General features: G+C 68.3%; 9 protein-coding genes, 2 tRNA genes and 1 other RNA gene. 7 read left to right on the forward strand and 5 right to left on the reverse strand.

The window, feature by feature from the left end; genetic code table 11:
- Positions 1-84: 84 nt before the first annotated feature.
- An RNA gene (gene ffs / locus AC1Q7H_RS14685) (signal recognition particle sRNA small type) lies at positions 85-183 on the forward strand.
- A 160-nt stretch (positions 184-343) separates the two neighbouring features.
- On the opposite strand, the gene AC1Q7H_RS14690 is transcribed toward ffs, so the two are convergent.
- The 3 genes from AC1Q7H_RS14690 to AC1Q7H_RS14700 all read right to left on the reverse strand — a co-directional run bounded on the left by AC1Q7H_RS14690 (position 344) and on the right by AC1Q7H_RS14700 (position 7,239).
- Positions 344-3,964, reverse strand: coding sequence for a UvrD-helicase domain-containing protein (locus AC1Q7H_RS14690; protein ID WP_153953638.1), 3,621 nt, complete (start codon positions 3,962-3,964; stop codon positions 344-346).
- The gene (locus AC1Q7H_RS14695) at positions 3,961-6,828 is read right to left on the reverse strand and encodes a PD-(D/E)XK nuclease family protein (protein WP_153953639.1); all 2,868 of its coding nucleotides are present in this window, start codon (positions 6,826-6,828) and stop codon (positions 3,961-3,963) included. Before AC1Q7H_RS14695 ends, AC1Q7H_RS14690 begins: the two co-directional genes overlap by 4 nt.
- A 138-nt stretch (positions 6,829-6,966) precedes the next feature.
- Positions 6,967-7,239, reverse strand: coding sequence for a hypothetical protein (locus tag AC1Q7H_RS14700; protein ID WP_013957248.1), 273 nt, complete (start codon positions 7,237-7,239; stop codon positions 6,967-6,969).
- A 442-nt stretch (positions 7,240-7,681) separates the two neighbouring features.
- Here AC1Q7H_RS14700 and trxA point away from each other — a divergent pair, with 442 nt between their 5' ends.
- The 6 genes from trxA to AC1Q7H_RS14730 all read left to right on the forward strand — a co-directional run bounded on the left by trxA (position 7,682) and on the right by AC1Q7H_RS14730 (position 14,374).
- Positions 7,682-8,008 (forward strand): thioredoxin TrxA, encoded by a 327-nt coding sequence (trxA, locus tag AC1Q7H_RS14705; RefSeq protein WP_010814265.1) that lies wholly within the window; start codon positions 7,682-7,684, stop codon positions 8,006-8,008.
- Positions 8,009-8,187: 179 nt separating this feature from the next.
- On the forward strand, positions 8,188-9,450 hold the full coding sequence (gene rho, locus AC1Q7H_RS14710) for a transcription termination factor Rho (RefSeq protein ID WP_010814266.1): 1,263 nt from the start codon (positions 8,188-8,190) through the stop codon (positions 9,448-9,450).
- Positions 9,451-9,562: 112 nt separating this feature from the next.
- On the forward strand, positions 9,563-10,414 hold the full coding sequence (locus AC1Q7H_RS14715) for a M90 family metallopeptidase (protein WP_153953640.1): 852 nt from the start codon (positions 9,563-9,565) through the stop codon (positions 10,412-10,414).
- A 201-nt stretch (positions 10,415-10,615) separates the two neighbouring features.
- Positions 10,616-10,876 (forward strand): type B 50S ribosomal protein L31, encoded by a 261-nt coding sequence (locus AC1Q7H_RS14720; protein ID WP_010814268.1) that lies wholly within the window; start codon positions 10,616-10,618, stop codon positions 10,874-10,876.
- Between the two features lie 245 nt (positions 10,877-11,121).
- Positions 11,122-12,909, forward strand: coding sequence for an ArnT family glycosyltransferase (locus AC1Q7H_RS14725; RefSeq protein ID WP_153953641.1), 1,788 nt, complete (start codon positions 11,122-11,124; stop codon positions 12,907-12,909).
- 112 nt (positions 12,910-13,021) lie between these two features.
- Positions 13,022-14,374 carry an MATE family efflux transporter gene (locus AC1Q7H_RS14730; protein ID WP_211979890.1) on the forward strand — a complete coding sequence of 451 codons (1,353 nt, stop codon included), beginning with the start codon at positions 13,022-13,024 and terminating at the stop codon, positions 14,372-14,374.
- An 87-nt stretch (positions 14,375-14,461) separates the two neighbouring features.
- Here the strand turns inward: AC1Q7H_RS14730 and AC1Q7H_RS14735 are convergent.
- Positions 14,462-14,538 (reverse strand) — tRNA-Asp (locus AC1Q7H_RS14735).
- Between the two features lie 68 nt (positions 14,539-14,606).
- Positions 14,607-14,682 (reverse strand) — tRNA-Glu (locus AC1Q7H_RS14740).
- Position 14,683 lies beyond the last annotated feature (1 nt).

The following is a 14,683-nucleotide window of genomic DNA, read 5'->3' on the forward strand; positions in this document are numbered from 1 at the left end:
TGCCGCGGGCAATGACCCACCATTGCAAAGGGCATTCAACGCAATTTCTCCGCGGTATCGCGGTCTGGGGTACAATCCCGCTCGGACGGGCCTCCTCGCATGGTGGCGCGGTCAACCTGGTCAGGTCGGGAACGAAGCAGCCACAGCCGTTTTCCGCCAGTGCCGAGGGTCAGGCTCGTCCACCTCCCACCCCATCCTGCCGTACCCCTCCCGCTATATCCGCACGCACGAGTCGCTTGCAGCGCAGCCCCTGTCACTTTAGTACAGCCGAGCCGGGATCGCGCGCGCCGCACACCCCATTTTGCGCCGATTCTGGCACCCTGTCCGGGTGCCACGCCAGCCGTCAGAACAGCGAGCCCTGCTGCGGCATCGGCGGCGCCAGGCGCTCGGCGGGAATCCATTCGCCGTCCGCAGTGGCCACGCCGGCCTCGATACGCTTGCCCGGGAACATCGGCGCAATCGCGGCCGCATAGCGGCCCAGCTGCGCGCGGTAGGCGGCATGCTCCTGCGGCAGGAGCCGCAGCTTGTAGTCGACGATCACCACGCGGTCGTCGAATTCCACCAGCCGGTCGATACGCAGCAGCCGGCCGCGCGCGTCATAGAGTTCGACTTCATTGCGCGCGCTGCGGACGTCCCCTGCCCCCAGCAACGGCGCCAGCGCCGGTGCGCGCAGCATCGCAGCCACCGCCTCCAGCGCTTCTGCCACCTGTTGCCGCCACGCCTGCCGTGCCGGCCCGGTGTGCGCGCCCGTCAGCGGGAACCAGCGCAATACGGTGTCGATCCCCGGCACGCCGGCAAAGGCGTCGGGATAGCGCGTCAGGCGTTCCAGCAAGGCATGCACCAGCTCGCCGTGGCGGGCGGCCGCGGCGTTGAAGACGATGCCGTCGGACTCGTCTTCGGCTTCTGCCTCACCCTCTTCTTCAAACCCGATCTCCTGGCGCGCATCCACTGCATCGCGATAGCGCAGCCGGAAGTCGGTAAAGCGCACCGGCTCGCTCAGGCGCGCGGGCATCGGGGCCTGGTCCTGCGCATCGGCCAGCTCGCCCGGATAGGCCGGCACCATCTCGCCAACGCCTGCAGCCTGCAGCCGCACATACCAGCTGCCGGCGATCTCTGCATTGCCCTCGCCCGAACCGCTGCGGCTGGCCCGGCCCTTGACCCCGCTGACCAGCAGGCCCTGCTGCGCGCGCGTCATGGCCACGTACAGCAGGTTCCAGTTCTCGCGCTCGCCCAGCGCCGCCTCCGACTCGAACATCGGCGCCCGCGCCAGCCCGCGCTCGCTGCGCTTGCCGTAGGCCGAGAAATGCCGAGGCACCGGCGACGACGGCGGCCAGTCGACCAGGATGCCGCCCCGGTCCGCGGCCGGCTCGCTGTGATTGGCATCGAGCAGCACCACGAACGGCGCCTCCAGGCCCTTGGCTGCATGCACGGTCAGGATATGGACTGCGTCGAGGCCGGCAAACGCCGGATCGTCCTCGGCCGGCTCCACGTCTTCGGCGCTCTCGCCCATGCCGCCTTCGTCGGGGCTTTCGCCCTCATCCCCGCGGCGGATTTCCTGCAGCTCGTCGATAAACTTCGGCAGGCTCGGATAGCGCCCGCCGTCGAGGTCCAGCGACAGCTTCAGGAAGGCATCGAGGTTGGCCAGCACCTGTTCGCGGATATCCGGCGGCGCGGCCTCGGCATAGCGGCGCCGCACTTCGCCGCCGTGGAAGATCTGGTCGATCAGGTCATGCACCGGCTGGTGCGGCGCGACGCGCAGCCACTGGCGCAAGCGCTGCACGCCTTCGCGCAGCGCATCGGATACGTGTTCGGGCAGGCCGCCTGACTCGATGCGTGCCCACCAGCTGCCCTCGCCTTCGATCCGGGCCAGCGCCAGCAGGTCGTCGTCAGTCGCCCCCACCAGCGGGCTCTTCAGCACGTGCGCGAGATCCAGGTCCGATTCCGGCGTCATCAGGAACGCCAGCAACGCTGACAGGTCCAGCGCCTCGAGCGTGGCCAGCAGGCCGCCGCGGCGCGGGCTCAGGCACGGGATGCCGGCCTCGCGCAGCGCGCGCTCATAGTCAGCCAGATGGGTCTTGCGGCGCACCAGCAGATGCATGTCGCTCCAGCGTGCGGGGCGCTGCTCGCCGCCTTCATGGACCGGCACGGTGTCGCGCACCAGGCGCAGCCACGCGGCCACGCGCCGGCCTTCTTCCAGGCGCAGCGAATCGCCGGCCTGCCGGCGAGGTTGCAGCAGCGTGTCGCGATGGGCCGAGGCGGCTTGCGCCGGTTCGTCTTCGGCGGCGCCGTCCACGGCTTCAGCGGCCTTGTCGTCGGCCTTGTCCTCGGGCTCCACCAGCGGCAGCAGCCAGACCGGTCCGTTGCCGCCGGCCAGTGCCGTGGTCTGGGTCGCGTACAGCGGATAGCGGCCCTCGGCGCGCGCGCTGTCGAACACGGCGTTGACCCAGTCCAGCACTTCGGCACGGTTGCGCCGGGTGCGGTTGGTGCGCAGCACGGTGGCGCCGAACGCATCGCGCAGCATCTCGCCGGCCGCGCCGAACAACCGTGCATCGGCGCGCCGGAAGCGGTAGATCGACTGCTTGGGATCGCCCACCAGGAACACCGTCGGCCGCTCGCCCAGGCCCGCGTAGCCGGCCAGCCAGCCCTGCAGGATGCGCCACTGCAGCGGGTTGGTGTCCTGGAACTCGTCGAGCAGCAGATGGCGGTAACGCGCGTCGAGCCGCACCTGCAGGTAGGTGGCGGTCTCTTCGTCCGACATCAGGCGCGCGGCCTGCCATTCCAGGTCAGCGAAGTCCATCGCGCGCTGCTCGTCCTTGTGCCGCTGGTAGCGCGTCAGCAAGGCATCGCCGATGCAGAACAGCGCTCGGTTGATCGCCAGCACCGCAGCTTCGCAACAACGCGCGCTGATGTCGTCAAGCATGGCGCAGATCGATGCATGCTCGTCCAGCAACGCATCGACCATGCCTTCGCCGCCGGCGGCCTTGACCAGCGCCGCGGTGCGCCGCAGCGAACGCGGGCCGCCGGTGGTGGTGAAGAACGCGGCGCGCAACTGCGCGAACACCCGTTCGGCGGGCTTGCCGGGCGCCGCGCCCGCTTCGCGCCACGCGGTGATCGCCATCAGCGCATCGGTGATGCGGGCGGCGTGGGTCTGCTCGGTCTTGCCGGCCGCGCCCAGGCGCAGCGCCAGCGACTCGCAGGCATCGCGCCAGCCTTCGTCGGCCAGCGCCTGCAGCAGCACGTCCCCCTGGGCGTCTTCGCCCAGGCAGTCGGACAGCGCCTGCAGCGGGTCGCCGCCCTCCTGCATCGCCCACCATTCGCTGCGGGCATGGAACATCGCGTCCAGCAGCGCGCGTGCCTGGAAGTCGCCCACGGTATCGACCAGCGTTTCCCAGGCTTCGCGCAAATCGGTGTATTGCGGCGTCGCCAGCGCGCGCCAGACCGGGGCCCAGGCTTCGCGCTTCATGCGCAGCGCATCTTCGCGCAGCGCCGCGCCCGGCACGATGCCGGAGGCCAGCGGCGCACCACGCAGCAGCGTGCCGAACCAGCCGTGGAAGGTATCGATGGCCATGCGCCCGGGCGCGGCCAGCACCTGCGCGTGAAGGCGCCGCGCACGCGGCAGCGCCTCACGTGCGGCGTCGGGCGTCAGGCCACGCTGCACCAGCGCGGCGATCACGTCGTCGTCGCTGTCGCGCGACAGCTGTGCCAGCACCTCCAGCAGGCGGTCGCGCATTTCTTCGGCGGCCTTGCGCGTGAAGGTGATGGCCAGGATCTCGTGCGGCGCGGCACCGGCCAGCAGCAAGCGCACCAGCCGCGCCACCAGCAGCCAGGTCTTGCCGCTCCCGGCGCAGGCTTCCACCACGACGGAGCGTGCCGGATCGCAGGCGGCGCGCGTGAATTCGGCCTCGGAGACGGGCTCGCCGTCGCGCTGGTAAGGCTGGACGTGGTGCGGATCGTGAGGCGTCATGATGTCAGCGCCGGCACGGCGGTGGATTCCCAGAAGCCCTTGCGGCACAGGCCGCGGGCAGTGCAATACAGGCAGGCGGAGGCATCGCCGAAGGCCGGCAGCCTGGCGCCCTGGCGCAGGCGCATGACGTCGTCGCGCATCTGCCGTTCCAGCCAGATGACGGCGGCTTCGAAATCGGGCAGGCCGACTTCGCGCTGCGCCGCCGGTGCGCCCTCGCGCGCGCCTTCGAGCGATACCCAACTGCCCGCTGCCGCATCGGCGCGCAGCAGGCCGTAGAACGGCAGCTGGCAGTCTTCCTCGACCTCGGCCAGCTTGCGCTTGAGGCGGGTGGCGCTCTGCGTCTTGTAGTCGAGCACGGCATGCGCCCCGCCCGGGCCCTGGTCAAGCCGGTCGATGCGCCCCGTCAGGCGCAGCGGCTGGCCGTCGGGCATCGGCAGGTCGATGCCGGCGTCGAGCTCGCCGCCGCGCCAGAACCAGCCCTCGGCCTCGCGCGCGGATTGCCAGGCGACGTACGACGGCATCACCTCGCGCCAGCGCCGGTAGTAGGCAATGGCATTGCCGTCCTCGGCCATCAGCGCGCCGAACACGTCGTCGGAAATCTCGGCCAGGCGGGCCAGGCGCTGGTCTTCCGCCAGCGTCTCGCCGCGCTCGCGGCGCGCCTGCAGGTCCTTGTGGTAGCGCAGCAGCACGTGGTGCAGGTGTTCGCCGATCTCGCGTTTTTCCAGCTCGTCGCTGACTGTCTCCAGCCCGGCCAGGCCCAGCATGCGGCCGGCGAAGAACTGGTAGGGGCAGCGGCGCAGCATGTTGTAGGCCTGCGCGCTCCAGCGCACCGGCACCAGCGCGGGCTCTGCCGCCGGCGCCGGCATGCCCTGCGGATCGGCAAAGGTCTCGTGCGCCTGCGGTGCGGCGGCGGCTTCGATGCTGACGCCCGCGCGCGCGCAGCACGCCGCCAGCCGCTCGATCCAGCCCGACACATGATGCGGCTCGCCGCGGCTGCCGTAGCGTTGCCAGGTCAGCACCACGTCGTCGTTGTTCAGCAGCACCTCGGCCAGGTCGCGCGCCTGTTGCGCAAAGCGGGCCTCGCGGTCTTCCAGGTCCAGCTCGCGCCGCATCTGGTTGGAGAAGAACATCAGCTCGGCGGCGCTGGAGGGCAGTTGCGCGTCATCGCAGCCGACGATCACCACGCCCTCGAAGCGGCGCATGCGCGCGCCGTTCAGCGGCAGGATGGTGATGCGCGCCGGGCCGCTGGCCGAGGGCTCCTTGTAGGCGACCGATTCCAGCAGCGCCGACAGCATCGCGCGGAATTCGCCCTGCGACAGCGTGGCATGGCCGCCGGTCTCGTCCAGCGGCAACTCCTGCAGCCGCGCCAGTGCATCGAGCAGCTGGCTGCCGGCATCGTCCGCGGCCAGCGCCGCGCGCATGCCGAGGCCGTCGAGCATGCCGTCGAGCCGTTCCAGCCAGGTTGCCAGCGGATGCTGCGCCAGGCCGCGCGGCCAGCGCGCGGCTTCGTCGGCGAGCACGGCGATGAGCGCGTGCGCGGCGCGGCGCGGCGCTTCAGCGGCATCCTCATCTTCCGCGGCAGCTTGCTGCGCGTCGGTCGGTGCGTGACCGAACAGCTGGCGCAGGCGCGCCCAGCCGCCGGTGATGCCCTCGCGCCGCACCTGGCGCTCAAGCAGCGCGATGGCCGCGCCGCGCCCGGCAGCGTCCGGCAGGCAAAATGGGCTCTTGAGCAGGTCCAGCAGCGCGGCGGTGTCGCCATCGCGCACCAGCAGGTCGAACCAGCGCATCAGCGCGGCGGCGGCGCGCGTGGTGGAAAGCTTCCAGCCGGTCTCGTCGCGCACCGGTGCGCCGGCGCGCGCCAGCAAGGCGCGGGCGCGCCGCGCCACCACGCGGTCGTGCGCGACCAGCGCCACCTGGCGGCGGCCTTCATTGAGCCACTGCACCAGTTGCGCGGCTGCCGCGGCGGCTTCATCCTCGAAGCGCGCGCTGCCGACCACGCGGATCGCCGGACGCTGCGGCGGCAGCGCAGGCATGGCCGGCGGAGGGGCGACGCCTTCGGCATCGTCGGCGATCCTCGCTTCCGGCCACAGCGCCAGCAGCGTCTGGTACCAGTCGGCATCGCTCTCGCCCTGCCCGGTCCAGTCATAGCCGACCTGCAGCACCGGCACCAGCTCGGCGGCATCGCGCAGGAACGCGGCCTCAAGCGGCGTGGGCGGGGTCGGGGCAATCCATATCACCGGGCCGCGCAGCTGCTGCGACAGCTCGCGCAAGGTGCGGCGCCGCGCCGGCAGCGGATCGTCCGGGCCGGACAGCGCCTGCCAGAATGCCAGCACGATGCGCGCCTCTTCGCCGAGGAAGCGCTCAGACAGATGCGAATAGGTCCGTTCCAGCGCGCCCTGCAGCAGACCGGCGCGATCGTCGCCGTCGATCTCGTCATCGTCGCGGATGGCGGCGTCTTCGAGCCAGCGCGCGTTGAGCTCGTCGCAGATCGACAGCAGCGTCTGCGACAGGCCCCATGCGGCGGTCTCGTTCTGGGCGCCGAAGGCGCGGCGCAGCCAGTCCTGCCCGCGCACCGCCTGCTGCACGGCCAGCAGGCGTGCGGCAGGGCTGCGCACCGGGGCGCCCTCTGGCGGCAGGTCGAGCAGCCAGTGGCCCAGCGTCAGCACGCGCGGTAGCAGCCGCGGGCGGCCCGCCGCGCGGGCGGCGGCGTCCAGTGCCTGGCGCACGCCCGGGATCTGCGCGGCGGTGGGCACGACCACGTGCGCGCCCGCCTCCGGCGCGCCGCAGCGGTCGAGGAAATACCAGGCAGCAGTGGCCGCCTGGTCGAGGAAATCAGGGCCAGGGCGAAAACGTAGCGACGTCATGGGCGCGTGGGGCACAGCCCGGAATGGCTGCGCGAACTGCGTCGGTCGGCGAAAGCGTCAGGATGCAACGGAAACAATACGGGCGCCGCCGGCCTGAGCGGCTGGCGGCAAGTGCGATGCGGGACAGGCGGAGCCGGCTCAGTCCGAACCGCTTTCCAGCCGGGCGCGGATCTCGCGCGCGGTCTCGAGCAGGCCCTCATAGCCGGAGCGCGCATGCTCGGGCAGGTCCGGGTCGCCCACCAGGGTACCGAGGGTCTCGATGATGCTGTAGACCAGGCCGCGTGCGGCACCGCTGGCGATGCTGTTGGTCTCCACGGCGCTGCTGATATGGTCCAGCGCATCGCTCAGGTGGTCCACGTCCGGCGCCTGGCCGGGCTCGGGCTGCGAAGGCTTGCGGGGATCGGTGTTCATGTCGATGACCTAGTCAGTGGCGCAGGATGCAAGATTGGCCCGCTGGCGCCGCCCGCGAACCGCTTTCTATTCTACGCGCACGCCACTCGCATCCGGCACCCGCGACGCACGCATAAGTGCATTCTATGACACACCCCTTCGTGTGCCGCGAGCGATTGCCCGAATCTCTCGGCGCCATAGAAAATAAGCATTTCAATGAATCCCCCGATTGCAGCAGAATCATTTCCGTGCCGGCGCCCTTTCGAGTGTTGCCAGGCCGGTCTTGAAAATCGGCAAACTGGTAACATATCGGCAGCACCGGGCGCGGCAGCGGCCCCCACAGCCTGTTTGCGGCTGCGGAGGCGGCCCGACGGGTCCGCGCAATCTCGTGTAAGGTAACGGTTCGGCCCTCCGAAGTCTCCAGCCTTCAACATAAACAGAGCGAAACCAGAGGTTTTCCGCCATGAGCGAACAAATCAAGTATGTGAGCGACGCCTCCTTCGACGCTGACGTCCTCCAGTCCGACAAACCCGTCCTGCTCGATTTCTGGGCGGAATGGTGCGGCCCCTGCAAGATGATCGCGCCGATCCTGGACGAAGTCGCCAAGGACTACGGCGACAAGCTGCAGATCGCCAAGATCAATGTCGATGAAAACCAGCAGGTGCCGGCCAAGTTCGGCATCCGCGGCATCCCGACGCTGATCCTGTTCAAGAACGGCGCGGTCGCGGCCCAGAAGGTCGGCGCGCTGTCCAAGTCGCAACTGACCGCCTTCCTCGACGGCAACCTGTAAGCTGCGCGCCGGGACCTGACCCACGGTCCCGGTTTTGCCACGATCCGACGTGCGTGCGCCACATCCTGGCGCGCCGGTCGGATTGTGCTAAGATGCCACCAACAACTCCCCGAGCGTTCGCTCATTTCCCCCCTTCCCTTTAGGTCTCGCCCGTCCGGGCCCATCTGTACCCCTCGTCTATGCACCTGACAGAACTCAAATCGCTTCACGTGTCTGCGCTTCTCGAAATGGCGGCTACGCTCGAGATCGACAATGCACAACGGATGCGCAAACAGGAACTGATGTTTGCGATCCTGAAGAAGCGCGCCAAGATGGGCGAAACCATCTTTGGAGACGGCACGCTCGAGGTGCTGCCCGACGGCTTCGGCTTCCTGCGCTCCCCCGAAACCTCGTATCTGGCCAGCACGGATGACATCTACATCAGCCCGTCCCAGATCCGCCGTTTCAACCTGCACACCGGCGATTCGATCGAGGGTGAAGTGCGTACGCCCAAGGACGGCGAACGCTACTTTGCACTGGTCAAGGTGGACAAGGTCAACGGGCAGCCGCCTGAAGCGGTCAAGAACCGCATCATGTTCGAGAACCTGACGCCGCTGCACCCGAACCGGCCGCTCACGCTCGAACGCGATATCAAGGCTGAAGAAAACATCACCGGCCGCATCATCGACATGATCGCGCCGATCGGCCGCGGCCAGCGCGCGCTGCTGGTGGCATCGCCCAAGTCCGGCAAGACCGTGATGCTGCAGCACATCGCCCACGCGATTGCCAACAATCATCCGGAAGCCGACCTGTTCGTGCTGCTGATCGACGAGCGCCCGGAAGAAGTGACCGAGATGATGCGCTCGGTGCGCGGCGAAGTGGTTGCGTCGACCTTCGACGAACCGGCCATCCGCCACGTCCAGGTTGCCGAAATGGTGATCGAGAAGGCTAAGCGCCTGGTTGAACTGAAGCGCGACGTGGTGATCCTGCTGGACTCCATCACCCGCCTGGCGCGTGCCTACAACACCGTGGTGCCGGCCTCGGGCAAGGTGCTGACCGGTGGTGTGGACGCCAACGCGCTGCAGCGCCCGAAGCGCTTCTTCGGTGCCGCGCGCAACCTGGAAGAAGGCGGTTCGCTGACCATCATCGCCACCGCGCTGATCGAAACCGGCAGCCGCATGGACGACGTGATCTATGAAGAGTTCAAGGGCACCGGCAACATGGAAGTGCACCTGGAACGCCGCCTGGCCGAGAAGCGCGTCTACCCGTCGATCAACCTGAACAAGTCGGGCACGCGCCGCGAAGAGCTGCTGATCAAGCCGGAAATCCTGCAGAAGATCTGGATCCTGCGCAAGTTCATCTCCGACATGGATGAAGTGCAGGCGATGGAATTCATCATGGACAAGATGAAGGCCACCAAGAACAACGCCGAGTTTTTCGATATGATGCGCAGAGGCGGCTGAGCCCTCGCTGCAGCATCGCCGCAAGGCGGACAGGAAGGCGTGCCCCGGCACGCCTTTTTTGTTGCCCGACCTTTTGTTGCCGGACCATTTCACAGCGCACGGCGCTACGCCCATGCTCGGCAAACTGACCTCATTCCTGCGCACCCGCTCGCTGGCCCGCAAGCTGGAGCACTACGCCATCCCCGACGCGCTGTGGACGCGCACGGTCGCCACGCTGCCGTTCGTGCAGCGCTACGGCAGCGAAGACCTGGCGGCGCTGCGCGAGCTGGCCACGCTGTTCATCGCCGACAAGGAATACTCCACCGCGCACGACCTGCCGCTGGCCGACGACATGGTGGTCAGTGTTGCCGTGCAGGCCTGCGTGCCGATCCTGAAGCTGGGGCTGCCCTGGTACCGGGGCTGGCACGGCATCGTGCTCTACCCGGGCGAGTTCATCATCCGCCGGACCGTGCAGGACGAGATCGGCCTGGTGCACGGCGTGGTCGAGGAAGCCACCGGCGAGGCCTGGGAGCACGGGCCGGTGATCCTGTCATGGCCCGACGTGCACACCCCCGGGGCCGGCATCGACAGCGACCACGAACTGCCGGCCGATACCTACAACGTGGTCATCCACGAATTCGCCCACAAGCTGGACATGCTCGACGGCGAGCCCGATGGCGTGCCGCCCTTCTCGCGCGTGCTGCACCCGGGCATCGACGCGGAAGCCTGGGCCGAGACCTTCCTGACCGAGTACGACCGTTTTGCCGAGGCCTGGGACGCGCGCGACGAGGCCGACTGGGAGCATCCGGAGCGGCTGCCACCGGCGCTGCGCATCATCGACCCGTATGGGACCGAGGCGCCGAGCGAGTTCTTTGCCGTGACGTCAGAGGCTTTTTTTGTCGAGCCGACCGGGCTTGCGCGACACTGGCCGGTTGTATACCAGTCGCTGGCCGCCTTCTATCGCCAGGACCCGGCCTCCATGTGATGTTTTTGCCGCAATTCTGCGCAATACTTTCTGTGCCGCACGTGGCGCAGGCTCTTCCCCAAGTATTTGTTTTTCTGCCATAATCCCGGTTTGCCCGTTACCGGCAAGTGGTTCGTTCGTCGCCGCGCCATGCACGCTCTCGCCCTCGGCAGAGAACAGCGGATTGCAACGGACTGGCTACCCAACCAGAAAGGACTCATCATGAAAGAAGGCATTCACCCGAATTATCGCGAAGTCGTGTTCCAGGACATGTCCAGCGACTTCAGCTTCATCACCCGCTCGACCATCCAGACCAAGGACAAGATCGTGAAGGACGGCAAGGAATACCCGCTGGCCAAGATCGAAGTCTCGTCGGAATCGCACCCGTTCTACACCGGCACCCAGAAGATCATGGACACGGCCGGCCGCGTGGAAAAGTTCCGCCAAAAGTTCGGCAACAAGCTGGGCAAGGCTGCGAAGTAATCGCTTTCAGCGAACCCCGCTTCGCAAGGCCTGCGGACAGATGCTCCGGGGCCTGTGCGAAACAGCAAAGAGGCAGCATCGGCTGCCTCTTTGCTTTTGTGCCGGACCATGACCGGTACCGCCGCATTCATTGGATTTACCCCACACCCCGTGAGGCTTCCACGCCATGCCACGGCCCGCGTGGCCGCCGCATGCGCGATACTGTGGCCTTCGCGCCATTGCGCCACGGCCCGACCTGAGCATCGATGCGTCAAGCCAATACCTCACCCGTCCAGTTGACCGCTGCCGCGACCGGCGCCCTGCCGCGCGCGCTGCTGCTGGCGATCTGCATCATCTATGGCCTGGTCGGCCTATTCGGCCGCGATCCGTGGAAGAACGAGGACGCCGCTGGCTTTGGCGTCATGTGGCAGCTGGCCACCGGCAACCTGCACGACTGGCTGATGCCGAATATCGTCGGCCGCCCGTACAGCGAGGACGGCCCGCTGGTGTTCTGGATCGGCGCGCTGATGATTCGCGGCTTCGGCAACTGGCTGAGCGCGGCCGACGCCGCCCGGCTGGCCACGGCACTGTTCTTCTTCGCGACCTGCGCCTGCATCTGGTACACCACCTACCTGCTGGGCCGGCGCGACGAGGTCCAGCCATTTGCCTATGCCTTCGGCGGCCAGCCCAATGCGCGCGATTACGGCCGCACGCTGGCCGACGGCGCGCTGCTGATCTTCCTGGCCTGCGTGGGCCTGGCCGTGCGCGGGCACGAGACCACGCCGCAGGTCGGCCAGGTCGCCTTTATCGCTCTGGCCCTGTACGGCATGGTGCGCAGCCTCGACAAGCCAATCCAGGGCAGCCTGGTCTATGGCGCCGCGCTGGGCGGGCTGGCCCTGGCCAGCGGGCCCATGCTGCCGCTGGCGCTGCTGGGCGGCAGCGCGGTCTGCGCGCTGGTGTGCAAGCCGCTGCCGTGGCGGCGCCTGGCCGCCATCGGCATTCCGCTGGCGCTGCTGACGGTGTCGGCATGGCTGGCGGCCGCCTACTTCGGCGCAGCCGACCGCGACGAGGCGGTGACCTTTATCCGCGAATGGTCGCGCTATGACCGCCGCAGCTACGGTTCGCCCAATATGGCGACCTTCGGCTTCAATATGCGCAACCTGTTCCTGTACACGTGGCCGGTCTGGCCGATCGCGGGCTGGGCCTGGATCGCGTGGACCGGCATGCGCCGCGCACCCCATGTGGCGACGCCGCTTGCGCTGCTGCTGCCGGTGCTGGTGCTGCTGTTCCTGCAGCGCAGCGCCGGCGACGTGCAGTTCATCCTGCTGCTGCCGCCGATGGCCGTGCTGGCCGCATTCGCGCTGCCCACGCTGGCGCGCGGCGTGATCAACGCGATCGACTGGTTCGCGCTGCTGTTCTTCACCATCTTCGGCGGCACGGTCTGGTTCATGTGGATCGCCAAGACCACCGGCTGGCCGCCGCGCATCGCGCGCAATGTCTTCCGCCAGCTGCCCGGCTACCAGCATGAGTTCACCATCGCCGCGGTGGTGTTCGCGCTGGCGGCCACGGTCGCGTGGGTGCTGATCGTGCGCTGGCGGCTGTCGCGCGCGCCCAAGCAGATCTGGCGCCCGGTGGTGATTTCCGCCGCCGGCACCACCCTGATGTGGGTCATGGCAATGACGCTGTGGCTGCCCTCGATCAACTACGGCAAGACCTACCGCGACGTGGCCCAGGCCGCGGCGATGGCGCTGCCGCCTGCCTATCAGTGCGTCCAGCCGATCCGCATGGGCGATGCGCAGCTGGCATCGTTTGCCTATTTCGGCCATATCCGCTTTGGCGGCCCCAACGACGGCTGCGACGTGCTGCTGCGCCATGACTCGGTCGACTATGGCGAGCCGGGCAGTATCTCGCATTTCGAGTGGCGGCTGATCTGGGAAGGCCGCCGTCCCGCGGACCGCGACGAGCGCTTCCGCATGTATCGGCTGGTCGATACCGCGCGCGCCGTCCATCCGCGCCCCGACCTGCCGCGGCGCCGCCTGCCGCGCCAGCCCTGAGCCCTTTCCGGCGTCACCACCACTGCAGCGCCTGTCGCGCCATCGAACCATTCCGGCCGCGGGCGGCTGCGGGGCTGACCATCCAGCCCCGACCAAGCCTGCCGAGCCCTGAATGACCCTGTTCCAAGATCTTCGCCGTATCGCCGGCCTGGCCGGCCCAGTGCTGGCCGGCCAGCTTGCCGTTATCGCCTTTGGCGTCATCGATACCGTGATGGCCGGGCGCGCTTCGGCGACCGACCTGGCCGCCGTGGGCCTGGGCGGCTCGATCTACGTCACCATCTATATCAGCCTGATGGGCGTATTGCAGGCGCTGTCGCCCATCGCCGGGCAGCTCTATGGCGCCGGCCGCATCGAGGCGATCGGCGCCGAGGTCCGGCAGGCCGCATGGCTGGGCGCCGCACTGGCGATTCCGGGCGTGCTGCTGCTGGCCTTCCCGGCCCCGCTGCTCGCTTTCGCCAAGGCACCGCCCGAACTGGTCGAGAAAGCCACCGCCTACCTGCATTTCGGTGCCTTCGGGCTGCCGGCGGCGCTGGGTTTCCGCATCTACTCGGCGCTGAACAATGCGCTGTCGCGCCCGGTCATGGTGACGGTGCTGCAGATTGGCGGGCTGGCGCTGAAGGTGCCGCTCAATGCATGGTTCATCCACGGCGGCCTGGGCGTGCCGGCCTTGGGCGGCCCCGGCTGCGGCCTGGCCTCGACGCTGATCAGCTGGGCCTGGTGCATCGCCGGGCTGCTGATCCTGCGCTACGGCAGCGCCTATCACCCGCTGCGGATCTTCAGTACCTGGAGCTGGCCGGCTGCTGGCCCGCTGCGCGCGCTGCTGCGGCTGGGCCTGCCGATGGGCCTGACCTACCTGATCGAGATCACCTCGTTCACGCTGATGTCGATCTTCATCACGCGCCTGGGCACGGTGACGCTGGCCGGGCACCAGATCATCGCCAACCTGGGCGCGGTGGCATACATGCTGCCGCTGTCGCTGGGGATTGCCACTTCGACGCTGGTGGCACAGCATCTCGGCGCGCGCGACCTGGCCGGCGCCAGCCGCCTTGCCTGGCGCGGTATCCGCATAGCGGTGACGCTGGCGGTGCTGACCGGTGCCCTGCTGTGGCTGCTGCGCAAGCCGGTGCTGCATGCCTACGCGAGCGATCCCGCGGTGGTCGCGGCAGCGCTGCCGCTGGTGCTGTTCGTGGCGTTCTACCAGGCCTTCGACGCCGTGCAGGTGATGACGGCGTTTATCCTGCGCGCGTACAAGATCGCGCTGATCCCGACGCTGATCTACGCCGGCTCGCTGTGGGGCATCGGACTGGGCGGGGGTTATGTGCTGGGCTTCGGGCTGATCGAGGGCATGCCCGCCTTCACGCGCGGCGCCAGCGGCTTCTGGCTGGCCAACAGCATCAGCCTGGCGATTGCAGGCGTGCTGCTGGTGCGGTATTTCAGCCGGGTCAGCAAGGATCCGGAAAACTGACTCTGACACTGGCCGCTCGCAAGGGCGGTGGCCCGCAATTTCAGTAGCCGAAAAAGAAAAACGCCCGCTTGCGCGGGCGTTCTAATTTGGCGGAGTGGACGGGACTCGAACCCGCGACCCCCGGCGTGACAGGCCGGTATTCTAACCGACTGAACTACCACTCCATAGTCGGTGCCGACTGGAGCCTTGGCTCCGGACGACTGGCTGGGCGTTTGATTACGCCCTGCTGTTTTGGCGTCCCCTAGGGGATTCGAACCCCTGTACTCACCGTGAAAGGGTGATGTCCTAGGCCTCTAGACGAAGGGGACA

The sequence above is a fragment of the Cupriavidus sp. GW823-FHT06D04 genome, from assembly GCF_058795055.1.